The sequence below is a fragment of the Nonomuraea sp. NPDC003707 genome (genome assembly GCF_053587055.1).
Genome location: NZ_JBSFNK010000028.1, coordinates 94,359 through 117,608, shown reverse-complemented (window position 1 = coordinate 117,608; position 23,250 = coordinate 94,359). Strand labels below are relative to the sequence as shown.

Annotated in this window: 19 protein-coding genes; 7 read left to right on the top strand and 12 right to left on the bottom strand. The window is 67.8% G+C overall.

The features are described 5' to 3' along the window. Positions 1-109 precede the first annotated feature (109 nt). Positions 110-901 carry a hypothetical protein gene (locus ACWDRB_RS47660; RefSeq protein ID WP_449905698.1) on the bottom strand — a complete coding sequence of 264 codons (792 nt, stop codon included), beginning with the start codon at positions 899-901 and terminating at the stop codon, positions 110-112. 458 nt (positions 902-1,359) lie between these two features. Between ACWDRB_RS47660 and ACWDRB_RS47655 the strand changes: the two genes are divergently transcribed. Next, positions 1,360-1,881: a hypothetical protein gene (locus tag ACWDRB_RS47655; RefSeq protein WP_449905696.1), complete on the top strand. Its 522-nt coding sequence runs from the start codon at positions 1,360-1,362 to the stop codon at positions 1,879-1,881. A gap of 117 nt (positions 1,882-1,998) precedes the next feature. Here ACWDRB_RS47655 and ACWDRB_RS47650 read toward each other — a convergent pair whose 3' ends face one another. From ACWDRB_RS47650 to ACWDRB_RS47620, 7 genes are all read right to left on the bottom strand, one after another. Then, positions 1,999-3,195: a cytochrome P450 gene (locus ACWDRB_RS47650; RefSeq protein ID WP_449905694.1), complete on the bottom strand. Its 1,197-nt coding sequence runs from the start codon at positions 3,193-3,195 to the stop codon at positions 1,999-2,001. A gap of 78 nt (positions 3,196-3,273) precedes the next feature. Continuing rightward, positions 3,274-3,849: a hypothetical protein gene (locus ACWDRB_RS47645; protein ID WP_449905692.1), complete on the bottom strand. Its 576-nt coding sequence runs from the start codon at positions 3,847-3,849 to the stop codon at positions 3,274-3,276. A 35-nt stretch (positions 3,850-3,884) separates the two neighbouring features. Next, positions 3,885-5,198, bottom strand: coding sequence for a DUF6545 domain-containing protein (locus ACWDRB_RS47640; RefSeq protein WP_449905690.1), 1,314 nt, complete (start codon positions 5,196-5,198; stop codon positions 3,885-3,887). A 2-nt stretch (positions 5,199-5,200) separates the two neighbouring features. Next, entirely contained in the window at positions 5,201-5,803 is a 603-nt protein-coding gene (locus ACWDRB_RS47635; RefSeq protein ID WP_449905688.1) for a hypothetical protein, read from the bottom strand. After that, positions 5,787-6,989 (bottom strand): DUF6545 domain-containing protein, encoded by a 1,203-nt coding sequence (locus ACWDRB_RS47630; RefSeq protein WP_449905686.1) that lies wholly within the window; start codon positions 6,987-6,989, stop codon positions 5,787-5,789. Before ACWDRB_RS47630 ends, ACWDRB_RS47635 begins: the two co-directional genes overlap by 17 nt. A 13-nt stretch (positions 6,990-7,002) precedes the next feature. Next, the gene (locus ACWDRB_RS47625; protein ID WP_449905684.1) at positions 7,003-7,689 is read right to left on the bottom strand and encodes a hypothetical protein; all 687 of its coding nucleotides are present in this window, start codon (positions 7,687-7,689) and stop codon (positions 7,003-7,005) included. A gap of 99 nt (positions 7,690-7,788) precedes the next feature. After that, entirely contained in the window at positions 7,789-8,379 is a 591-nt protein-coding gene (locus ACWDRB_RS47620; RefSeq protein ID WP_449905682.1) for a hypothetical protein, read from the bottom strand. A 1,597-nt stretch (positions 8,380-9,976) separates the two neighbouring features. Here ACWDRB_RS47620 and ACWDRB_RS47615 point away from each other — a divergent pair. From ACWDRB_RS47615 to ACWDRB_RS47600, 4 genes are all read left to right on the top strand, one after another. Then, on the top strand, positions 9,977-11,125 hold the full coding sequence (locus ACWDRB_RS47615) for a hypothetical protein (protein ID WP_449905680.1): 1,149 nt from the start codon (positions 9,977-9,979) through the stop codon (positions 11,123-11,125). Further along, the gene (locus tag ACWDRB_RS47610; RefSeq protein WP_449905678.1) at positions 11,122-11,496 is read left to right on the top strand and encodes a hypothetical protein; all 375 of its coding nucleotides are present in this window, start codon (positions 11,122-11,124) and stop codon (positions 11,494-11,496) included. Before ACWDRB_RS47615 ends, ACWDRB_RS47610 begins: the two co-directional genes overlap by 4 nt. A gap of 115 nt (positions 11,497-11,611) precedes the next feature. Beyond that, positions 11,612-12,031, top strand: coding sequence for a hypothetical protein (locus ACWDRB_RS47605; RefSeq protein WP_449905676.1), 420 nt, complete (start codon positions 11,612-11,614; stop codon positions 12,029-12,031). 55 nt (positions 12,032-12,086) lie between these two features. Continuing rightward, positions 12,087-12,848 carry a GNAT family N-acetyltransferase gene (locus tag ACWDRB_RS47600; protein ID WP_449905674.1) on the top strand — a complete coding sequence of 254 codons (762 nt, stop codon included), beginning with the start codon at positions 12,087-12,089 and terminating at the stop codon, positions 12,846-12,848. 96 nt (positions 12,849-12,944) lie between these two features. Here the strand turns inward: ACWDRB_RS47600 and ACWDRB_RS47595 are convergent, their stop codons facing one another. Beyond that, positions 12,945-13,661: a hypothetical protein gene (locus ACWDRB_RS47595; RefSeq protein ID WP_449905672.1), complete on the bottom strand. Its 717-nt coding sequence runs from the start codon at positions 13,659-13,661 to the stop codon at positions 12,945-12,947. 890 nt (positions 13,662-14,551) lie between these two features. Between ACWDRB_RS47595 and ACWDRB_RS47590 the strand changes: the two genes are divergently transcribed. Together ACWDRB_RS47590 and ACWDRB_RS47585 are read left to right on the top strand one after the other, a co-directional pair. Continuing rightward, the gene (locus tag ACWDRB_RS47590; RefSeq protein WP_449905670.1) at positions 14,552-15,049 is read left to right on the top strand and encodes a hypothetical protein; all 498 of its coding nucleotides are present in this window, start codon (positions 14,552-14,554) and stop codon (positions 15,047-15,049) included. A gap of 5 nt (positions 15,050-15,054) precedes the next feature. Beyond that, complete coding sequence (locus ACWDRB_RS47585; RefSeq protein WP_449905668.1) at positions 15,055-18,429, top strand: hypothetical protein; 3,375 nt, start codon at positions 15,055-15,057, stop codon at positions 18,427-18,429. A gap of 255 nt (positions 18,430-18,684) precedes the next feature. Here the strand turns inward: ACWDRB_RS47585 and ACWDRB_RS47580 are convergent, their stop codons facing one another. Genes ACWDRB_RS47580 through ACWDRB_RS47570 form a run of 3 tightly spaced genes read right to left on the bottom strand, consistent with a single transcriptional unit; the run spans position 18,685 to position 23,132 of the window. Continuing rightward, complete coding sequence (locus ACWDRB_RS47580; RefSeq protein WP_449905666.1) at positions 18,685-19,113, bottom strand: DUF4913 domain-containing protein; 429 nt, start codon at positions 19,111-19,113, stop codon at positions 18,685-18,687. Further along, complete coding sequence (locus tag ACWDRB_RS47575) at positions 19,110-21,929, bottom strand: TraM recognition domain-containing protein (protein WP_449905664.1); 2,820 nt, start codon at positions 21,927-21,929, stop codon at positions 19,110-19,112. Before ACWDRB_RS47575 ends, ACWDRB_RS47580 begins: the two co-directional genes overlap by 4 nt. Before the next feature lie 36 nt (positions 21,930-21,965). Then, positions 21,966-23,132 carry a hypothetical protein gene (locus tag ACWDRB_RS47570; protein WP_449905662.1) on the bottom strand — a complete coding sequence of 389 codons (1,167 nt, stop codon included), beginning with the start codon at positions 23,130-23,132 and terminating at the stop codon, positions 21,966-21,968. Positions 23,133-23,250: the final 118 nt, after the last annotated feature.

Genomic DNA, 23,250 nt, shown 5'->3' with positions numbered 1-23,250 from the left:
GCGGGTGTCACGGCGGGTGTCACGGCGGGTGTCACGGCGGGTGTCACGGCGGGTGTCACGGCGGGTGTCACGGCGGGTGTCACGGCGGGTGTCACGGCGGGTGTCACGGTCATCGCGGGGAACTCCCGGTCGCGGGCCCGCCCGGGTCGGGGAAGACGACGCCGATCAGCCTCTCGGTCAGGCTGGCCGGTGGTCCACCAGGCACGGCGGGCAGCGGCTCGCTGGGCCGGTGAGCGGCCATCGCGGCCAGCCACGGACGTGCTTCTGTCAGCACCTGATGCTGCGCCTGCTGCACGTCTCGGTTGCGGGCGATCTTGTCGCAGAGCAGCCCTGCAAGCAGGCGAGCGGCGAGGACGTGCCGGTGACACGCCTGGCGCACTTTCGCCTCCAGCCCGACGATCTGGGCGAGCAGGAGCTGCACCCGTTCGATGTTCGCGGTCCGTTCAAAGCCGTCCAGGTCGTCCAGCTCGCTGGGCCAGCGCAGCTGTCCACGTGTGCTGGTGCAGACCGCGGCGATGATCGCTCCGTGGGAGGCGGGGCGGGTCCGGCGGGCGTGCAGGAAGGCGGCGTAGGCGAGGGCGTGAACGGCCGTCTGCCCGAAATCGATGAGACGTCTGTCGAGCGCGGACTGCAGCAGGCGCACCCGATGGTGCAGGCAGGCCGCACTCCACCCGAGCACCAGGACACGGTGTTCGTCGGCCTCGACGTGCCAGCCGACCCTGGCCAGTTGGCGCGCCATGCGCTGGTGAAGCACCCACTCGGCGCCTGATCCCGCGGTCTCGGCGCCCTTGGCCCACACCTGCACACCACTCAGCGGGAGCTGGTCCGTCTGAACCTCGGTGGTGTGAGGCGCGATGCGCGTGCAGATCCGGCCGATGGCGCGCTGCTGAGTCAGCGCCACCTCCGGCGAGCCTGCAAGGGATATCCCATCCAAGGCTTGCCATAAACGCAAAAGATCGGGGCCCATCTCCGGAGGCACCTCCTGGGAGTGCTTGGGTGCGCGTCAACGCAGAACGGTGATCCACAAGCAACTAGCCTCCAAATACTGCTCATTTGGCTACTCCTGTGTCAACCGTCACTTTCCTTTCAGGTTGACTCCCGGTCGAGGAAGCACGCATGTGTTTGCCATAAATGCAAAGCCTGATAGGGAGAGTGAATGTGGTCACCATCGCCGCATTTACCGAGGTCGCCGCCGTGACGGGGGGACGTGGATATGCCCGCTCACGTTGCCGCCGTTGTTTGAGCAGGTGCAGGACGTGCTGTCCGATCTAGCCCGGGACACCAGCTGGCCGGTCGCGGCGTGCGCGCATGGAAACGCCGGCGAGCCGGTGACGGAGCTGCTGCTCTACCGGGATCCGATTGAAGCTTCGGCACGCGCCGCCCACCCAGTGCGACGCCGCGGTACGCGCCCTGATCGAGGTCACCGGCTGGGTTGCCGCGCCGGAGCGGGCGCCGACGGACGGTGTGGTCGTTGGGCTCGGCCTGCGCGAGGGGCACGAGCCGGATGCGCGGCAACACCTGCCCGAGGAGGTCGCCCAGCAGCTCGCTGCGCGCGGTGCCGACGGCTGGGAATACCGGGCGGCGTGGCCGGTGTCCGCGCGCTTGGTCGACGTCCGCGTGCGTTGGTACGCCGAGATCGGCGTTGTCGTACAGGCCGATCCCAAGCCGCCGCAAGGTCCGCCTGTTCGGCGATCAGCGGGCCGAGCAGGGACGCATCCTGACCGGCGCCTACGCCCCCACGCCTGGCTACGGCCGCCCCGCGTCGTCTCGCCCGGTGAACTGTTCACCATCGCCTTGGTGATGCTGTTTCCGGCGAGGGTCGGTGGGACTGATCCGAGGACCTTGGCGGCCGTAGCTAGCAATTCGGGTTGGCGGGCATGAGACGGACCGGCAGCTGGTGCTCCATCCTTCGGAGGAAGGACTCCGCCTCAACACCGTCGAGAATCGTTTTGCCCGGAGAAAAGCCCATCCGCCCTGCTCCGGTACATGGGGTGGAGGCTAGCCGGTCACGTGAAGGTGCAGAGGGCGGTAGCTGAGGGAGTCATCCGTCCACAGCACCTCATCCAGGGCTATCGCGGGCCGTAATTCGGGCAGGCGCGTCACCAAGGCGCTGAGGGCTTCCTGCAGCTCCATGCGGGCCAGGTTGGCGCCCAGGCAGTAGTGCGGTCCGTAACCGAAGGCCAGGTGGTCACGGATGTTACTGCGGTGGAGATCGAACTGGCCGGGCTCGGGGAATTTCCCCGGATCGTGGTCGGCGAGATACTGGCTCGGCTGGAATGTCGCGCCGGCCGGAATGACCTGCCCGGACGGCAGGGCGATGTCCGCTGTGGCGCGGCGCAGGAGCCCGGGGTTACCGGGCGCGTCGAAACGGAGCACCTCCTCCACAGCGGAGGCGACCAACGACGGATCGGCCGCCAGGTGCGCGTAACAGCCGACGTGCAGGAGCCGGAAAACGGCTCGCGAGATCATCGTGATCAGCGTGTCGTGGCCGGCCACGATGAGCGTGAAAAGCATGGACACGAGCTCTTCCTCGGTCAGCCGATCGTGTTGATCCCGGGCGGCGATGAGCAAGTCGATGAGGTCCTGGCCGGGGTGGGCCCGATGCTGGGCCACCAAGGTGGCCATGTAGTGCATCAGCGACTGCAGCGCCTCTTCGCGCTCTTGCATGCCGGCTGTGCTGGTGGTCAGCAAGTCCCTGCTCCACGTGCGGAATCGCTCGTAGTCCTCGGCGGGGGTGCCGACCACCTGGCAGATCGCTCGGGTCGACAGGGCAAGCGCGTAGTCCTCGACCACGTCGAAAGAGCTGCCGAGTCCCGCGAGGACGTCGGTGGCGATGCGCCGGATCTCTGGGCGCCAGGTCTCAACCTGGCGAGGAGACAGTGCGCCCGCCACGATGCGGCGCAGTCGGGTGTGCTCGGGAGGATCCATGTTAATGATCGTGTTCGGGACGGTCTCAACGGTTTCCCCCGGTGCCATGACGGGGTCACCCTTCCGGAACCTGCGGCTCGTGGCAGGGCAGACGAGCGCGGCCCGGACATCGTCCCAGCGCACGACCAGAAGGACCGAGTCGCCGCTGGGCAGAGTGACGGGCGCCACCGGAGCCGTCTCGTAACGATTGGCGGCGGCGGGGGGCGGGGTAGCGGCGGGGCCGGGCTGCATCTCACGCCACTGCCGTGCATGGGTTTGCGAGGTCATCGTGCCTCCTTGTGATCATCCGGACCTGAATGGATCATTTGTGCGGGCTGCGGTGAGCGGCGGCTGAGGCGTGATCGATCAGGTGATCGTGGTGTAGACGATCCAGCACGCTGCCCCGCCGGCCACCAGCCCCGCCACGCTCTCCCTGGGGGTGTGCTCGTTCAGGCAAACTCGAGACCATGCGACCGCTGCGGCCAGCAGCCCCAGTCCTACGCCCAGGCCGGGGCGTGACCCCGTTTCGATGAAGCCGATCACCGCGCAGCCTGAGGCAGTCGCGGCGTGGATGCTGATATTCCACCCAGCCCATTCGTTGATCTTGGCCAGTGCGGTGATCAGCGCAATGACCATCAACAGGGCAAGGAGTGCGGCGTGAACGCCCACGACGGCTCGCGGGGCGGCGCCGACGGCCACGGTGACCACCAGGCCGCTCAGGAGCGAAAGGAAGGCACCGAGAAGCTGGCGCAGACCTTTACTGCCCTGGGCAGAGCCAAGTCGACGGCCGTCCACGTAGGGAATCACTCCAGCCGTCACGGCGGTCACCATCCCCCACGCGGCGCCGGTCAGGCCCTCGGCGTGCGCCCCCACCAGCGGAGGGAGGACGCCCGCAAGCAGGGAGGGATGAAAGAGGTTCGACACCAGGCCGGCGACGCGCATCACGTTCCCTGATGGAGAGGGCTGGCCTGACCCGTTCACGGGGCTGATCTGGAGCTGTCCATGGCGCTTGACGTCTGGCATGCAAGAACCTCCTGGAGAAGGTGCGGGCGTCGTCGCAAGCGGGCGTACTCCTGGGCCACCTCCAGCAGCCAATCGGGATCGCGAGCACTAGAGCTGAGTGGCCAGGTGGCCAGCGCATAACGTGGTTGGGGATCAGGCCCAAGGCTGGCCAGCGTGAGGATGGACCAGCGGGCGACGGCGGCTGCCTCGCGACGCTCGGGTGGTGCAACAGTTGCTTGCGCCCACGCGCGAGCCTCAGCGAGGGCCTCCGGAGAGCTGTGCTCACGCAGCAAGAGCAATCCGTCGTGGACGACCACGGTGCGGAGCCGTAGCTCCGTTTTCGCGGTGTCGCCCCGCACGCGTACGAGGGGAAAGACGCCGCTGATGTCCTCCCATAGTGGCGTGAGGACGCGCAAGGCCCACCGTGGACGGGCCCACACGTGTGCCCGTCCGAGCGCTGGAAGCGAGATCCCGATGATTCCGACTGTGTTGAATGGCAGGTTCACGTACTTGCTGAATTCTGCCGACCAGGCGATTCCCGGTATTGGAGTACCGACTACCTGCGGCAACAGGTAGGCCAAGGTGTACAGGGAGCGTGAGGTGGAACCGAGCGAGGCCGCCCCCATCACCAGGAGACATATCCTGACCCACTTCTCTTGCTCGTCGGGGTCCAGGGGGGCGCTCTGCCCTGTCAGCGTGAGCGTGGCCTGGGCGTCGTCTGCGGCGATGAGCTCATCGGCCTGGGAGGACACCTGCCCGGCATGCCGGTGACGCTCGTTGCGCGCACGCGCCAGCCGCCAGAACAGGACCGCCACGGTGCCGAGCAGGATGCACTCGAAGGTTTCATAGAGGCCAAGGAAGGCCAGGTCGGGCCAGCGCGCGTGCTGTTCCCCTACAGCGGCATATGTGCTGGTCGACTTGAGGTCGTACGAGAAAGCGATCACCGCCAGAGCGGTGATGACGAGGAGGGCCGCGCCGAAGGGGTAGCGCTCGCGCGCCCACCACGCTGGGCGGCCTTGCGCTCGCCAGGCGTAAATCGCCCAGGCGGTGACGCCGGACATCGCGAACACGGCCCCGCCCACCTGCACGACGAACGGCAAAGTCACGCTACCCGTAACGGTGGTCACCCACGTCCCCGCCTTCGAATACTCGAAGGTGATGCTGGTGACTCCTGCGGCCAGCGCGAGCATGATCGTCAACCGGTCCGGGGAGCGTCGTGCTCCAGGAATCCGCAGGGTGACGGCCAACCACACGATCACCAGGCACCCGGCGACGAGCGCCTCAGGCACCTCTATCCCTCCCGGAAAGGGTCTACGAGCGGCGCCGTCAAGTGGGCAAGCAGTCCGCCCTGTGCCGGGATCCTCCGTGGCCGGGCTTCGACGCGTTCCCACAACAGGCCGGCGAACCCTTCGGCGCGCGCTTCTTCACGGGACTGGAAGGCGCTGCGCCCCATGATGGACCGAATGCGCTTGATGTCACCGAAATGCTCGAGCAGTGTGGGGGCGAACACCTCCACGAGTCGATCTTTTGCCGTCACTGGGTCGAATCCAGCAGCGTGGTAGTCGATCAGGTGGCCGAGCTCGTGGCCGATGTACATCTCCTGCGCCCACTCAGGAATGCCATCGTTGCGGGCGTAGCCGATGACATCCCGGATGACTCCTGGCTCCTCGGGACGCTGCACGCGGGTGTAGAACCCCGTATCTCCGCATCCCAGGGGCGGCTGGCCCACTTGGACCACTTTGGCGGGATCGAAGAACATCAACTCCACGTTGAGATCCAAACGATGGCCCACCGCCTGGCAGAAGGCGCGAATGTTGAACTCTCCGGGCTGTTCATCAACGAGATCAAGGAACTCCGCGTAATCCCTGCGGAGGGTTTTAAACACGTCGGACACACGGTCCTCCTGGCGGGCTGGATCTGGTGGCTGTGGCTGTGGCTGTGGAGGCTTCCTGCCAACAGGGGACGTCTCGGAGAAGGCGCGGCCGTCGCCGCAGACGGGTGTACTCGCGGGCCACATCCAGCAGCCAGTCGGGCTCACGCACACGAGGGCTCAGCGTCCACTCGGCCTGCTGGTGGCGCGGGTCGGGGTCAACCCCAGGCAGTGCGGTGATCGCCCATCGAGCGATCGCCTCCGCTTCCTGGCAAGAAGGTGGGGTTCTGTTCTCCTCCGTCCAAGCCCGCGCCTGGCCGAGAGCCTGCGGTGTGCTGAACTCGCGCAGCCAATGCAATCCCTCATGGACGACGACGTCGCGCAGGCGCAACTCGACCTCAGCGATGTTGGATGAGGCCCGCACCAGCCAGGGGAAGGCGTCGCGGATGTCCTCCCACAGCGGCGTGAGGACACGCAAGGCCCAGCGGGGCTGCGCCCACCGCTGTGCCTGCTCCAGCATGGGAAGACTGATCCCGATGAATCCGACAAGGTAGGAAGGGAAGTTGATGTACACGCTGAGCTCTCCCGACCACGGGAGTCGCGGCTCGGGAACACCGATCACTTGTGGCAGAAGATAGGTCATCGTGTACCACGAGCGAGCCGTGACACCGATCGAGGTGACAGCCATCAACGCCAGGCTCGTCCTCAGCCACTTCGACACGCAGACGCGGTACAACCTCGCGAATAGGATCGTCAAGGTGGTGAATCCCGTGATCAAAGTGCCTTCGTAAAGAGCGAGGAAGGCCAGTTGAGGCCCACTCGCACGGCCTTGCCCCACCGCCGCGTACGTGCCGTGATAGTCCAGGTCATAGCCGAGGGCAAGTCCGGCCAGGACGGTGGCTATCACAGCCACCGCGAGCACCGGATTATGCGGCTTGGCCCACCATGCCGTTTGGCCCTGCTGCCGCCAGGCGTACAACGCCCACGCCAGGATCCACCCCACCGCGTTGACTGCCATACCCGACTGGATCGCGAAAGGCAGCGATCTGCTCCCGGTGACGCCGGTCAGCCAGGGGCCCGCCGGCGTCGCCTCCAAGACCATGCAGATGAACCCGACGATCAGGCCCATCACGATCATCAATCGGTCTGGGGAACGTCCGATCCCGGAAATCCGAATGGCCGCGAGCAGTCCTATGATCACCAGTGCCATGGCGATCGCGGTGTCAACCACCTCGGCGCCCCCCGAAGGGGTCAATCAGCGGCTTCTCCATGTGGCCAAGCAGCCCCCCGTGCGCCTGGGGCGATCTGGCACTGACACGCGCCCGAAGCACGCCGGCGAAGCTTTCGGCGCGACTTTCATCTTCCGACTGGAAGGTGGTTCGCCCCAGAATCTGTAGGACAGCATCGGTGCCGATGCCGAGCTCGAGGAGAGTGGGCGCGAAAGCCTGGACCAATCGTCCCTTCGCTGCTTGGCGCGAGAACCCACGGCGGAACTCATCCAGCAGATGGCCAACCTCATGGGCGATGATGCCCTCTTGCATCCACTCCGGGGTTGTCGCGTTGCGGGCGTAGCCGATGACGGCGCGAAGCCCCCCCGGCTTCTCGGGATCTTCGACGAGCGTGAAGAAGCCGGTATCGCTGCAGTCTGTGGATGCGGCACTCGCTCTTCCGGTTCTGGCCGCTACCTCGACCGGGTCGAAGTACCTAAGTTCCAGGGTGATGCCCAGCCGTTGCCCCACGGCGTAACAAAAGGTGCGGATGTTGAAGTCGCCGGACTGCTCATCAGCGAGAGCCAGGATCTCCGCATGGTCTTTGCTTACCTGCCGGGCGATGTTGGGCTGGGTCTGTCGTTCATCAGGCTTGGGGATCCCCGTACGGTTTCTCCGCAGGCCTTCAAGCCAGGCAGGCACGCGAACCTCCTCGTAAGGTTGCCGGAATCTGAGTTGTCGCGATGGGGAGACTGCTTCGACGCGTGATCAGGCACTTCTCGCGTCTCGTGGTGCGATCACTCATGGTCCGGAGGCACCGGATGCTGGATCGGTGGGTGTGTCCAGCCCCGGGGAAAAATCGGGATCCGGTTTGGCCACCTGGAAGGCGGTCAAGAAGGTGCCGGCGATCGCGGCTCGGGTAGTGCCGGGAAGTCCGCGAGCCGCAATGGTGGCCCTCATGGCCGCGGCGAAGATGCCGAGATCATCAGCCCTTCTCAGATTCCGCAACTCCAAGATCATGTCAACGCCGTTGGGATGGCCGTCAAGGACCGCCGCGAAGATCGGGTTCACGTCCGGATCGTCAATCAATGCCTTGCGCGGGAGCTGGAAGGCATCGGCGATCCCGAAAACCGTGTCGATCCGTGGGTTGGTGATCTCGCCCTCGCGGAGCCGCTTGACCGTGCTGGTGCTCACGCTGAAGCGCTCCTGGATTGCTGCCGCCTTGTCTGGAGGCGTCCCGTCTGCCAGTGCGGCCTCCGCCCGGTGACGAGCCAGTTCTTTGGTGCGGTCAGCCAGAGAATTCATGGTGAACTTCGGCGGATTGCCCTCGGCGTCTCTCTGTCCCATCTGTTCCAAGACGGGATCAGCGATGTTGAGAAGAAGCCAGTCCAACCGAGCGGCCAAGCTCGGCGCGGAGCTCGGCGGGGGGCTCGTGGGCGGCAGTGTAGACACCTGCTCATCTCCCTAGTGCTCTGCAGAGCGAACGGGGCGTTTGCGGGCGCGAGAGTATCGCATACACCACGAAAGCAAAAGACCTCGACTGGATCAAGAGGTTTCCGCCCCCATAAACGGCAAACTGGGTGCGATGTAGGGGGAATGTAGGCGGATTGCGCAGGCTACTACCCGGCACCCTCTGCTCCATCAACGCAAAGCATGGTTGACAGGAAGTCATGACGACGACATGGTTGATCTCCATCAACGCCGTTTTGTGCCGGAGTAGATCTTCGACGAGGAGTACGCAGGTGTCCAAGACCAAAGCAGACCTCACGGTTGCCTTGGTGGGGAAGTCGCGATACCTCAACCTCGCCATGATGATGTGCCCGCTGCGGCCGATGTTCGGCCCCGCTTCGCCGCCACGCCGGCCCTGAGCGCCATCATGGTTCAGGCGTTAGCGACCAGTCCGATTCTCGGCCTGCATGACCAGGTCATGTTCAAGGCCGGCCACCACGCTGTGGGCAAGGCACGCATCGCAGAAGCGTCAGCGGGGGCCGCACCGTCGGTGATCCCTTTGGCATGTGGCCGACCTCGCCTCTACCGTTTCAGCCGCACGCCACACCATGGGATCGTGCTCACGATCCTCCAATCCGCAACCTGGTCCTTGTCGCCCTGCGGTTCCACTGACCGCGCCGGTGCTGGGCATCCTGACGCCGACAACGTGTACCGCCGAGGCAAGCGCTGCCATCGATCCCCTGGGTCGCGCGCTCCGCGTGATGGGGTCGGCGCCGACCGGGCGCGCTTCTCGCTCTGGCGGGCTGAGCCTGCGGGCCGAGTGGCGGATGGTCACATGACCGAAGCAGATGGACCTCACCCAGCTCGTGCTGACGCGAGCAGGCCCTTGAGAGTGGAAAGAGTCGTTGACGCGGTTTCACCAGGGCTAAGTCGGATGAGCCGAAGCTTAGTCGCTGCCATGGCGTAGCCGAGGCGGTGGCTGCAGACCAGCCTGACTCACGACGAAAGGAGATGCTTCACCCAGACACCACGTTCCTCGCAATGCGAGGCGATTTCGGATGCGACGCCTGTTCGCTGGTGCTCGGCTCTCCAACTGGTTTGGCGGCCTAACGAGAGCTGAGCAAATGGGATAGGGCGTCGGCCCCTTACTGCTTGGTGGCAACGAATCCACCCAGGCAGGGCTTTGTCGTGCCCTTGATCATGAGGTTGTACGGAGAACACGATAACACGCCGCCCTCCCGCGGTCCCAGCGTGCCCGGAAATCGCAGCTTCGGCATACCCGGCACCTGCCGCCGCGTCCGCTCCTGCTGCCGTTCGGGGCCTCCGGCCCGAGGGGCCTTTCGTCGCGCCCGAGCCCGGCCCGCGGTACGAGACCGTGCATCAATCCGCCGGCGACATCGGCCAGTCGAACCGAGATATAGCGAGCTGGCCAACGCGGGATGCCCCGTCGGCAGCCCTCCGATCCGGGACTTCGGCCAGAACGCACAAGACGCCTCGACGCCAAGGCGACCCAAGCGCGAGGGGGCGGCGGGTCACCGGCGTGTCGCGCGCCCACCCTGAGGCGCGGCCGCCGTCGAAAGCGGTCATTCTGGCTGCGGTGCCGCGGGGGATGCGGCGTACGCCGACGCAGAAGGCGTGGCTGTGCACGCTCCAGGAACACCCCGAGGTCCTCAAACTCCGCTGCGATGCGTACACCAACCTCATGCGAGTCGCAACCCTCATCTGCTGGAGCGCGGATTGGAAGAGCCTGTGCTCCCGCCCGACCATCGCCGGAATCATGAACCGCACCGGCCTGTCCCACCCCACCGTCAAGCGGTGGGTCCGCTGGTTGAGACATCGCGGCTGGCTCGGCGTCGTGGAACAGGGCTCGATCGTGGAGTTCCGCAAAGGGACCTTAGGCGGCCTGGCGGACGACGGCCTCGGCAACCGGGCAGCGGTGTGGGTGCTGTGTATACCGCGGCGCCCATCCGAGCAACAGCATCGCCCGCCCTCTGGCTACGGTGACAGAAAAAGTGACCCCCCCTCTGTTTCTCCCCCTAGGGGAGAAACAGACGATCCCACGCGCACGCGCGAGGAACACACCCGCCGCTTCCGTGATGCGTGCCGTATCTCGCCGATGTGGGGCCTGCACGCGACGCCAGGGACCAAACGAGATCGACTCCACGCCTGCGAACGGCTCCGAGGGGAGTCGCCGGTGCTGCGCCGGATGAGCGCGTGGTACCTGCGGTGGCTGCTCAAACCCTTCTTCGACGCCGGCGCCACCCCGGCCGACGTACTGCACGGGCTCGATGTCCGCTCGGACGGCAGCGCATGGACTTACACCTGGTCGAGCACCAATGAGATCCGGCACATCCCGGGCTGGGTACGGCACCGGCTGTCGGCGTGGATCGGGCCGGACGGCCGGGTGCTGCCGCTGCGGTCACAGCACGCGGCGGCATCGGCGGCGCGGCGGCGCACTGAGCAGGAGGCTCCGGCGTGGTCGCAAGCGGTGATGGCGGAACAGAAAGGGCTGGAGTCGCCCCTGTTGGAGCCGAAGCCGAGTCGAGCTGAGGCACTGGCGCCGCCGCCTGCGCCGGCGGCAACGCGGTCCGGCCCAAACGTGGCGTACCGGACGGCACGCGCCGAAATGGAGCGCCAGCAACGGGAGAAACAGGCAGCGATCGAAGCGGCCCTGGCGCGCGCCCGATGAACCACGCCGACGGCGTGGCGATGCTGCGCGAGGCGCTGGCGCGGGCCGGGCCGCGGGCGGCTGAGGCGCTGCGCGATCACGAGTTGGAGAAAGCTCGCCGCCTCCAGCGTCTGACCAGGCTGGACGAGCCGGGCCGGTGGGAGCGCGCCGATGCGGCAGCGGCCGAAGTGATCGCGCGGGCGGCTCTTCAGCGCAGGCCGGAGCACCACATGGAGGTGGACACGCAGGAGCAGGCGGTGACCAGAGAGCGTTGGCGAGCGGAGTCACTGGCCCGTGCTCGGGCGCGAGCACGACGCGAGCGAGCCGAGCGCAGTATGCCGACGAACGCGACGCTGTCGGAGATTCCCGGCAGGGAACGCAGCGCGCAGTGACGTGTCGGCCACATAAAGAAGCACTGCTACTGGAGTCCAGGGCGCAGCGTCGGCAACCCATGCCGCCTTGGCAGGTCTGGGGACGTAGGTCAGACGGAGGCGTAACGTCGCCGGCGTGACGACTGACGGCGGTGAGTGGGACACCCGTCACCAAGACAACCTGATCGATCTGGCCGATGACCTGGCCGAGCTGGACACGGCGCTGCTGGCCCAGCTCGACCCCGTGGATCGGGCCAGGCAGGTGCGTGCCCGCCAAGCGCTGTGGCTGTATGCCGACGCCATGTGGGATGCGGTCAAGGCCACCAAGCCCGGCGAGGGCACCCCGGCTGCCCGCAACCCTTACAACTGCGTGGCCGCGCTGCGCGACTTCACTCAGGCTCTTCACAGCAGCGCGGAAGAGGCGCAGCAGGCGGCCGGCGATCCCGATTCCGGCGACGATGATGTCGGTGATGTCGCCATGTGGAGCGAACGGTTCACCAAGCGCGGGTCCGACGTCCCGACCTACACGCTGCCGGATCTCGCCCCGGACGCGTGAGACAGCCGAGACCTTCCAGCAGGGCCCCAGCAACAGATGTCCGAAGGGCGGCGCGGTGAGCAAGGGCAACCGGTTGAGGGCACGCAAGAAGCTCGATGGGTTGAGCGAGCACGCTCTGATCAACGGCTGGTCTGACGCGGCTGGTGTCCGTATTCGGCAAGCCCGAGCCGGGGACCTGCTGGCCATCGCCGAGTTGGTGCCGCTGGCCGCTGGCGTCCGGCTGGAGGACGTGCTGAGGGAAGCGGTGACGGACGACGTCGCGGGAGCCGCCCTGCGCAGCGGGTTGCGCGGCGGTGCTGACGCCTTTCACCGGCATCTGGCCGAGCAGTTCGCTCGCCACCTCGACGATCCGCTGCAGGCCTATTTGCACGCCGCGCTCGTGCTGGTGGCCGAGCATCGCGACCGCGGGATCGTCGGCGCGCTGATCGCCTACCCGCCCATCAACGTAGCCGACGATCACCTGCAACTCATCCCGGCTCACGCTGATCGGAGCGAAGTGCAGAAGACGGTCATGCTCGGCGCGATCGGCCTGGCGAAGATCAAGGCGGTGGTCGTGGTCGAGACCGAACGTCGGCGCGGGATCGGTGCGGCGCTACTCCAGCGCTGCAGACAGATCTACGTCCACTGCGGCTACCTGCTGCTGTACGGCGCGATGCCGCCCACTCCCGGGTTGAGCGCCTTCTACCGGCGGCAAGGCTTCGACGTGATGGAGGCCGGGGCGCCGATGGACATGTGGATGGTCTTCGGCGTCCATTCCACCTTCCTGCCCGGTACCGACGAACGCTTCTTCTTCCGCCGCTTCCAGCCGTCCCCCTGAGCCGGTGGGGCCCACGTCCTGGACTGGCGCCTCCACGGTCGTTGACCGGCAAAATCCACGGCCCTGCGAACTGGCCGGCCCGGGCTCCGCAACCGGTCAGGCAAGGTTCTCTTGGAGGAACTCCTCCCACCCGCCGGTCGCGTTGAGTTCGATCACCTGCGCCACCATGAGCAGGATCGCCGCGTTGGCCAGCAGCGAGACCCCGTCGGGGTCCGCGACGACCGTGGCGGCGTGCCGGTTGGTCGGCGAGGAGGCGCGCGGCGGCAGATCGACGCTGTCGGGCAGCATCCTCACCTGCTCGAAGCCGTCTCCGGCCGCCGTCAGTTCCTTGTCCGCGAGCACCCACAGATTGCCGCCAATCGAGAAGATGTTCCCGATCATCCCGGCGAGATCCGCCCTGGCCTCGGGGGTGTCGGGCAGGTGCCGATGCTGGACGGTCGCCAGCCGCTGAGCACAGGTGGTGAGGATGTCGCGCCGCCCGTGCACCTGCAGCTCCTCCCATGCGGTGGGATCGGCGTCGGCAGCGATGCGCGCGGCGGTCTCGCCCAGCGACAGGTCCAGGCCGCCGTCCCCGTCGGGCGAGGTTTCGGCGAGCTGGGCGGCGATCCTGCGGGCGAGGTAGATGTCGCACGCCTCGGTGAGCTGGGCGAGGAAGTCGGTGACCGCGTTCACTGCGGCGAGGATGTGGGCGGCCTTGCGCGCTTCGGGTGGGAGAACCCCGAGGTCCGCGAAATCCACCACGGTCACCCCGTCCATTCCGGCCGCCGCCTCCCGGACCAACTTGCTCAGGTCGATGTCGCCGGGCTCAGACACAGAGGGGCTCCCAGACAGATGGTGAAGTGCGGCACCCCCATCCTGGCAGCCGGGGGCGACAACCGGAGGCGAACACCCGTGAATACCCCGCTGACCTGCGGTTTAGTCCTAAGCGTTACTACTCGCCAGTAGAGTTCCTGCACCCAGGTAGAACGCAGCATCAACGCCTACTACACCCAGTGGCGGTAGCCGTAGGGAAGTGCCGCGCCCCGGCCGTGCACCCGCAGCGCAGAGCTCCTCCCACCAAGGCGCCGACGGCCTCATGACTCAAGCCCTCAGTACCGCCAAGGACCCGAAGCGATCACACGCGGAGCCGGACATCGCACGTCATGCAAGATCATTATCGCCGCCAATGGCTGTTCCTGGGCACCAACCCCGATCTCCGCGCGGGCCCGCGCGAGCCGTGATGAACGAGCTCGGCGTCGAAGCGGCCGAAGACGAGCAGTTCGTGGCCGCGATTCCGGTATACGCATTCACAGAAACCGGCAGATAGCAAACGACGGACAGATCTAGGATCCGAACCGAACCGGAAGACAAACAGCCATCAAGGACGCACGCCATCCGGTACACGCGAGCGCATTGAGCCTGGTCAGCAGGACATCTCAAACCTGATCGCGGATCTTTGTCGTTCGTGGGACGTGATCGGTTGTGCGCGGTCAGTATTGATCCGGATGTCGATGGTTTGTCTGCGGGGCGGCTGAGGGTGCTCGTTGGCGGGCGTGCGAGAGAGCCGAAGGCGGCGGCCAGCCCACCGTCGAGGACAAGCGGGCCGCATGGCACCTGATCGTCGACCCGTAGGGCAACCGCCCGGCGAGGTCAACCCTGATATGGACCACCGCATAGAACTTGGCGCAACCGACAGAAACCGACCGCAACGAGAGGAGCAACCGATGCTAACCGAAGCCCTCGCGGCATTGGCCGCCAGCGGCGGGACGGCCCTGGTAGGGGCCATGGCTACTGATGCCTGGCAGGCTGCCCGTGACGGTACGGCCCGGCTGTTCAGCCGCCGGGGGTCCCAGAGTCAGGCCGCCATCGAGGCCCAACTGGATGGCAACGTCGTCTTGGTGGAGCGGGACAGCGATCCTGACCAGGCCCGGCAAGCGCTGCTGCCGGTATGGCGGATGCAGTTGCGTCAGCTGCTGGAAGAGCACCCCGAGGCCGGAGCCGAATTGCAGAAGCTCATTGCCCACATCCATGCTGCTCTGCCCGCCCCGCAGCAGCAGTGGGTGCAGAAGATCCAGTACAACATCGCCCGCGACAACTCCCGGCTGTTCGCCGTGGTTGACGGCGACCTCCACTACCACGACTCCCCCTCCTCCGTGTCTGGCCAGCAACACCCCTCATCGCAGCCAGGCGCGGCAGACGAGAGCGCGGACAGCCCACGGTGACTGCCATGGACGGCGCATTTGGCCAGATGGGGCGTCCATGGAGCGCACACCAGCAGGTGTGGGTCGAAAGCGGCTTCGCCTACGGAGTGATCGGTGCGGACCTGCACGTCTTCGGTGACGGCAGGCCGCTGTACCTGCTCGCGGAGGCTGGCAGGCGGACGGATCCGCCGCTTGCTGTGGACGGCCACGGGCTGCCGGCTCAGCCGAGTCACCTGCTCAACGCCCGCCACGCCGTCGTCGACTTCACCGGCCGGGAGGGCGAGGTCGGCGAGCTGACCGGCTGGCGCGATGGCCGTGGCGGCCGCGCGGTCCGCTGGCTATACGCCCCTGGCGGGCAGGGCAAGACCCGCCTGGCCAGCCACGTCGCTGGGTTAGCCGCCCGCGACGCGTGGAAGGTGATCGTCGCGGACCACACACCAGCCCAGGTGGTCGACACCGAGGGGCCGACCAGCCAGGACCTGCGCGTCGGGGCCGCCCGCGGGCTGCTCATACTGGTCGACTACGCCGATCGTTGGCCACTGGCCCACCTGACGTGGCTGTTTAGCAACAAGGTCCTCAACCAGAACGTGCCGGTGCGGGTGCTGCTCCTCGCACGCAACGAACACATCTGGCCCGCCCTGCGCCATGCCCTCACCCAGGCCGGCTGGCCCCCCGATGCCTGCACCACCCAGTCGCTGGGTGCCCTGCCGAGCGCGAGGGACGCCCGCAGCGACATGTTCGTCGCCGCTCGGGACTGTTTCGCCCGCTGCTATGGGTTGTTGCAGGCAGCGGTGGTCGGTGTGCCCGACTGGCTGGAGCGTGAGGAGTTCGGCCTCACCCTTGCGGTGCACATGGCGGCGCTGGTCGCTGTTGACCGCCACGCCCGCAACACGCCGTACCCTGCGCAGCCGCAGATGCCGTGTGAGGACATGCCAGCCCTGACCTCCTACCTGCTGGGGCGCGAGAGCCACCACTGGCACACCCTGCATGGCACCGTCGACCCCCTGGCGGGCGCACGCACGGCATTCGATACCCACCCGACCCAGATGCGCCGGGCCGTGTTCACCGCCGTACTCACCGGCCCCCTGGGCTATCGGGACGCCAGAGCGGTGCTGGACGCCGTCGGCGTCGGCGGTGACCCCGACCGGGTGCTCACCGACCACACGTTCTGCTACCCGCCCGCCGACCTCCGCACGGTGCTGGAGCCCCTCTACCCCGACCGTCTCGCCGAGGACTTCCTGGCCTTGTGCCTGCCCGGCCATGATCTGCCCGAGCATAAGTCGGAGGCGTGGACCACCAGCGTCCCTGAGGTGTTGCTCACCGCGACATCCGGCGACGGGGCACTGCCGCCGTATGCCGCCCGAGCGATCACGTTCCTCACCGCCGCCAGCGAACGCTGGCCCCACCTGATTCCCACTCTGGAATCGCTTGAGCGTCTCCTCCCCACAGACCCGGACGAGGCGGCCGGCGACCTCGCCGTCGCTGCGGCCGACCTCACCGAGCGCCTCGCCCATTACCGCCTGCCGACGCTCACCGATCCCGCCACCCGCGCCGAGTTGCACCACATCCTGGGCCGCAGGCTCGTCCGGGCCGGGCGGGACGAAAAGGCAGCCGCCGCGCTCAGGGAGGCCAGGTGGCTGTACCGCCCACTGGCCGTGACTAATCCACAGACCTTTGAACCCAAACTCGCCAAGTCGGCGTTCGATCTCGCCATGGTCCTGGTCTTCAGGGGCATGATTTCCCAGGCAGAGGGCTTTGCGGCGATGCAGAACCTAATAGCAGGCGGTGACGCGCTGCGGCCCCGCCTGGCCGAAGAGGTGCTGGCGGCGTTTCGCGAAACCGTCGAGATCTTCCGCCGGCTCGCTCACGACAATCCCGCCGAACATCAGGAGGACCTGTCCCTCGCGATCTTCGCGACCGCTCTCTGCGCCCCGCACCTGGGGGCGGCAGAGGAGTCACTGGCTCTCGCGCGCGAATGCGTCGACATCATCAGCCGGCTGGCACGCGACAAAGAAACCCTGGGCGAGGAGCACCCGCCTGACGTTGCACTGGCGCTAGTGGTCCTCGCGGGCAACCTGGTGACCTCGGAACCAGAGCAGGCAGCGGCTCTCACCCGTGAGGCCGTCGAGATCCTCCACCGGCTTGCCCGCGACAACCCCGCCGAACCCGAACATGAGGAGGATCTTCACTCAGTACTGGCCGCCCAGGCCGGGGTGCTGCTGCGGCTGGGCCACACCGAACCGGCCATCGCCGCGATCGACGAGGCGGTGCGGATCCGCCGCCGCCTGGATCAGCGGAAAGACCCAGACGGCCGCGACGCCTTGCAGGATACGCTCGCACTGACGCTCGGCCTGATGTGGATGCAAAGGACCGAGGACGATGGGGAGACCGGCCTGGAAACGGCCCTGGAGGTACTCCGCCACAAGGCGCAGGCCGACCCCACCGCCCACTGGCCAGCGCTGCGTGACGCCTACTACGTACTTGACCTCCAGCTGCGTCGGCTGGAGCGATGGGATCTCGTCTTGGCCGAGCAGCGCGATCGCATCGACCTCCTCAGGCACACAGACGACACTTCTCTCCTCCTCGGCGAGTTGATCGCCAACGGCAGCGTCCTGGCGATGCTGGGGCGGTGGGACGAGACTCTGGACGTGATCGGCGAAATCGCCGAGGAGCTCCAACAGGAGGGCAGCGTCAATGAACTGGAGTACGGCCTTCAAGGAGGGCTGAGGGGGGTGACCATGGGCAGGCTGGGCCAGGTGCGGGGACCCGCTGACGGCTATGAGCGCGATGCGCAGGACGAAAACGTAGCCCTGCTGTACCAGATAGCGGCGGCCTACCGTCAGTGCTCCCACGCGAGCGAGCGCGACCAAGGCCTAGCCGTCACGTTAAAGACGCTGGCCCAAGCGTTGTGGATCTTGGACCGGCGGTGGGAGTCCTTGGCCGCCAGCGGCGAGGCCGTCCAGGTTCGCCGCCGGTTGGCGCGCGGCGGATCCGCCGAGCACCACAATCACCTCGCACTCGCGCTGAAACGCCACGCCGAGAAGTCAACGGATGTCGGAAAACACGCACAGGCGGCGGCCGCGGCGAAGGAGGCAGCCCACATCTACGGCCGCCTCGCACCGGACGACGGCGCCTGCGCCGCGTCGCTGCACCTTCTGGCGGACAACCTGTGGCGGTTGCGCCCGGCGGAGGCCCTTGATCCGGCGCGGCAGGCCGTCGAGATCCTGGGCCGGCTGGCACGCGACGAACCGGCCAAGCACGAGCCCAACCTCGCCATCACGCTGGACACGCTTGCCAGGCTCCTCCACGAGTTGGGGCACGAGGAGGAGGCGCGCGCCGTGGCGAGCCGGGCGGCCGAGGTACGTGGCCGAGTTGCCGCGCGCGGTGACACGCCCTCCTGAGCCTCAAGAGCCAGAACTTGGACCAGAGCGGTTGATATGCCGTCGGACGGAACGCACAGTCTCACTGCGGAGGCGTCGTCCCATCCGCGGTCGCAGGTTTGAGATGCGGGGTCGGTCCCGGTAGGTGATCAGACCGGTACTGGCGACACAATCCACGCCGAACCCGTCGAACCATGCGCCCGCGCAGCCGCGGGAACAGGCGATGAGCTTCGAACGAACGCATTGACCATCACCTTCGTGGATGTCCGTGCACAGTCAGGACCCGGCGGCCTGGTCGCTGAAGGCGCTGAGCTGGAGGATTTCGGGAGAAACCGGGGTACAGGCCAGCGGCTCCCCGTCGCGATGCTGGGTGGGCGTGCATCGCGCGAACGGCCCGGCGTCACGCGACAGCAGGACGTTCATGTGGGGGTCGTGGTGGTGAATCCACCAGGTGGACATGCCGTCGGCGCCCTGCAGCCGCCAGTGCTCCCAGGCCATCCACAGCGAATTAAGCCGCGACAGCGCCTCGTTGTGGCGCCACCATTGGGCACACCACGTCATGTGCCCGCCGAGAACGCGCTGGACGTGCGAGGCCAGGTATTGGGTGACGAACGCCTCGACGTTCGGGAAATGCGGCCGGATCTCTTCTTCCGCGCCCGCCGGGTCGGGCATCCAGCCGGACTCTGTGCTGCCGTTGATGGTCATGTCGGGGTGGGCTCCTGCGTGGCCGGATTGTCGAGTTCATGGGTGGCCAGTTCCTCAGGTGGGGCGTACGTGCGCAGCGATGCCTTGATCTCCTCGGCGCGCAGGCCGTTCTGCCATGGCAGGGTTTCGATCAGGACGGCTCGCGACCCGGAGGGGAACACCAGTGCCCGCCCCTTGGGGAGGGCGAACAGGTCGGAGGCGTCCAGGATGTGCTCGGTGCGGGTGCTGGTGGTGTAGGAGCGGTTGGCGCCCTGGCCCCGGCTGTGGGACACCGACAGCGACCCGGTGGTCGGCTCGAAGTCGCCGATCAGGGTGGACAGGTCGTTGAGGAACCGGGAGTCGACGTTGCCGCCGCCGAACACGCGGATGTTGGCGGCCCCCCACAATTTCGCCATGCCCTGCTCCCCCCACGCCTCGACGCCCTGGGCGTAGGTCTGCAGGATGGTCATCAACAGGATTCCGCGCGAGCCGTAGTGGCTGTAGAGGTTGGGCAGGTCGCGCCAGCGGACGGTGTTGGCGGCTTCGTCCAGCACACCGAGGAACGGGATGGACAGCCGTCCGCCCGGGCTGCGGCTGGCCAGTTCTTCGGCGGCCTCGATGGTGGCCACCGCGAGCGCGGCGACCAGCGGCCCGGCCACGGCCCGGCCTTCTTGCGACAGCGAGTACAGGGTGCCCGACGAGCGGGCGAACGCGGCCGGGTCGAACTCGGGGCGCGGCTCGGTGCTGGGGGTGACCCAGCGGGTGATGGCCGGGTTGACCAGGAACGCCAGGCTCTTCTTCGCGGTGCCGTAGATGCCGCCGCGCTGTTTGTCCGGCATGTTGATGACGCCTTGCACGCCGTCGGCGGCCAGGTCGTGTCCGGCCTTGCGCAGGATGTCCGCGGGAGTGGAGTCGATGGCGTCGGTCAGCCACCGGTACGCCTGGGTGATGGGGTGGCGGCCTTCGGCCGCGGCCAGCAGCATGAAAGCAAGCAGGGCTTCACCTTCGGGGTCGAAGTAGCCGTCGGTGCGGGCGTCAGCGGCGCGGCTGTAGCCGGCGTACAGAGCGGCCATGCGAGAAGCGCGGTCGACGTCGGTGACGTAGCTGAGCGGATTCCACCACCACGACGGGCCTTCGTTGATCAAGCTCTGGGGGTCGAACACCAGCACCGGGCCGAGCTTGTCGCGCAGGCCGCGTGTGGCGTCGACAATGTCACGCTTGTTGCTCGTGACCAGGCAGGCGCCCGGCGCGTCTACGATGGCGGGGATGGCGCGGCTGGTGGTGTTGTGGGTGACGATGCAGTCGGCGGCGACGTACAGCCCGTCGTGGTCGGTTACCGAAATGCACACCATCTCTGCCTGGCCTTCCGGCTCGATGGCGACCACGGATCGTACCGGCGGGCCTGGACGAGGGCTCCGGCCGCCGTGCCAGCGGCCGCCGCCGTGATCGCCGTGGTCGTCGCGGCCGTCGTCGTGGCCGGGCCATGCCGCGGGCGGCAGGTGGAGGATCATCCGGCGGGTGAATCGCCGGCGGGAAGCCCGGCGGGAAGCCCGGACGGCCAGCCCGCCCAGCGATTGCACGAGGAAGACCAGGTCTTGTGCCAGGCGATGGGAGCGGCAGGCGAACACCACCTGCCCGTTGCGACTCAGGCGCGCCCCGCCCTCCAGCAGCCCGTGCAGCAGCGCGGTGCGCTGGCTGATGCCGGCCAGCAGGTAGGCGGCGGGCACGTGTTCGTTGCCGAGGCCGCAGTCGAGCAGGCCCAGTTCCGCCAGCACACCTTCGACATGAGGGTCACGGCCCGCATCGGCGGCCGGACCGGTGGGCACCTGCCCGGCCGGTGGCGGGCCGCCGTAGACCGTCGCCCGGGAGACGCTGGCCAAGTGGTCGCCCGCCAGGAGCATGCCCAGCACGTAGGGGTCGAGCGGCAGGGCGGAAGCTGCGCCGCTGCGGCCGGGCCGTGCTGCCGGGCTGCCGGGCTCGCGCTCGACCGGCCGGGCGCCTTCGAGACGGGCCGCGCCCATGATCGGGATCTGGTACCGGGCGGCGCCGTGGTCGTCGCGCAGTCCACCCTCGGCCAACTGCCGGGTGGTCAGGGTATGCCAGGGGCTGTCAGCGGTGCGCACGGTCCACAGGTGATCGGCGTCGCACAGCAGGGACGTTCCATCGGAGAAGCGGATCCGCCACGCGGCGCGCGTGCCTTGCGGGTAGACGCCGCTCACCGTGGTGGGGTGGCCGTCGGCACCGATGATGCGGCACCCGGGCGTCAGCTCGCTGATGGGGGTCCAGCCGTGCGGGGTCAGTACGGGCGTGCGCGCGTGCAGCGCCTTTCCCGTTCGCGGGCCCCAGATGTCGACGTGCATGTCCTCCACCGACCCGTACAGGAGCTGCCGGGTGCTGACCGCTCGGCCGATCTGGATGCCTGGCCAATCCGCTTGGGTGCCGAGCCGTTGGGCGGTCGCCGTGGCGCCGCGCGTGGAGAACGGCTCCAGTTCGCGTTTGCCGGCCATGTGCTGGGCGGCCACGTCGACCCGGGTGCGCCGTCGCTGACGCTGGTTGATCGCCCACCAGGTGCCGCCGCCTGCTGCGGCCAGCAGCACGAGTTCGCCGATGAGGGGCAAGGTCGCCGCCGCGCCTGGCCAGGGCCGGCCGCCGAGGGCGAGTTCGAGCGGCAGGGTGAACGGGTTGGTGCCCGGCGGCGGCACGCTGGCGTCCAGTGCGGACGCTGTGGCGACGGCTCCCCACAGGCAGGCGACTGCGGTCACGATGAGCCCGGCGGCGCCGAGCATCAGGGCGGGGATCGGGTCGGTGGGGCCGCGGTACTTGCGGGTGGAACTCACCGATGTCGTCCCGTCCGGTCGCGGGCGCGGGAGCGGTCAGCGTTCCAGTTCATGGGCGCTCCCTTGGGCAGGGCCGGGCGTGGCGGCGCGCGTGGGCGTGGAAGGCGCGGGTGCGCGCGGGTGGAGGCGATCGCGTGCGGCGCCCGGGAACGCGGACGCGGCAGCGGCAGGCATGGGAGGGGCGCCGCCGTCCGCTGCGGGCGCGGCCTGCGACATCTGAGCCAGGTAGTCGCGAAACGGCTGGCCCTGAGTGTCGACCCAGGGGGCGGGCACCGAGGCGGGATCCCGATCGATGTCGAGCGGGTCGCGGTGTGCGGCCATGGAGGCCAGCTGCCGCCACAGGTACTCTTCGACACCGCCGTGGGTGGCGTAGACGAGACGGTGCAGGTGCTCGTTGTGGTTTCCCGGCTGGTCGATGAAGGCGGCGCGGTAGGCCAGTTCCTGAACGCTGGACGGCGCCGTCAGGTGATGTTCGGCGACGGCGCGGGCTTGGACCTGGACGCGGCCACCTGGAGGATGTGGGTCGTGACGACCGCTCCGGGGGTCGTTACTCCAGGTGTCGGACGCGGTGACGATCAGGACCGAGATCTGCCCCTGGTTGCACTGGCGGATGGTGTGCTCGCGGGCCCCCGTCCAGTCGTAATTGCTGATGTAGCCCTCCGGGGTGACCTTCTGGATGGCTTCTGGGCTGATGCCGTGATCGCGTAGCCGCGCGCGCAGTTCCCCGCGCAGATCCACCTGGTCGCGCTCGTGCCCGGCGCGGACGCCGTATCGGCCCGGCGGGAGCTGGGCGTAGACGACTTGCAGGGCGCCCGTGCGCGGCTCCGGCGGCGGGCCAAGCCGGCGTTCGTACGGTGCTGGCGGGTAGGTGGTGTCGCGGTAGCGGTGGTGGAGGTCGGCGATCCGCTCCGCCATGGCGTCTATCCGTGCCGCACCGAACAGGGTGGTGTCGAGGACGGCCCAGTGGGCGTGGCGGTAGCCCTGCAGCAAGACAGGCTTGTCGTCGGGATGGTTTCTCTCGTCCCTGCGCTGGTGCAGGCGCTGCAGGTAGGCCGTGAGCTCTGGCGGGGGCGGTGATGTGATCAGTTCGATCGCTGGCCGGCCTTGCCCGTCGGGAGCCAGCGGCAGATATGGCCGGGCGGCCCCCTGAAAGGCCGTCTGCACGTCGGCGTCCAGTGCCGAGAGGGTGGAGGAAGTCGGCATGTGCTTGCCCTTTCTGGATCACGAGCCAGGCGCGCCGTGGGGGTTCGGTCGCCGGGTGGACAGGCGGGAACCGCGCAGCCGACGGGGGTCAGGTGGTGCGGTGCCGGGACGGGGCCGC

Bases quoted from the DNA above. Each gene is read 5' to 3' on its own strand.
- ACWDRB_RS47650 (WP_449905694.1), bottom strand. From the start codon at position 3,195: ATGACCTCGCAAACCCATGCACGGCAGTGGCGTGAGATGCAGCCCGGC.
- ACWDRB_RS47645 (WP_449905692.1), bottom strand. From the start codon at position 3,849: ATGCGCGTCGCCGGCCTGGTGTCGAACCTCTTTCATCCCTCCCTGCTT.
- ACWDRB_RS47630 (WP_449905686.1), bottom strand. From the start codon at position 6,989: ATGGCACTGGTGATCATAGGACTGCTCGCGGCCATTCGGATTTCCGGG.
- ACWDRB_RS47610 (WP_449905678.1), top strand. From the start codon at position 11,122: ATGAACCACGCCGACGGCGTGGCGATGCTGCGCGAGGCGCTGGCGCGG.
- ACWDRB_RS47590 (WP_449905670.1), top strand. From the start codon at position 14,552: ATGCTAACCGAAGCCCTCGCGGCATTGGCCGCCAGCGGCGGGACGGCC.
- ACWDRB_RS47585 (WP_449905668.1), top strand. From the start codon at position 15,055: ATGGACGGCGCATTTGGCCAGATGGGGCGTCCATGGAGCGCACACCAG.
- ACWDRB_RS47580 (WP_449905666.1), bottom strand. From the start codon at position 19,113: ATGACCATCAACGGCAGCACAGAGTCCGGCTGGATGCCCGACCCGGCG.
- ACWDRB_RS47570 (WP_449905662.1), bottom strand. From the start codon at position 23,132: ATGCCGACTTCCTCCACCCTCTCGGCACTGGACGCCGACGTGCAGACG.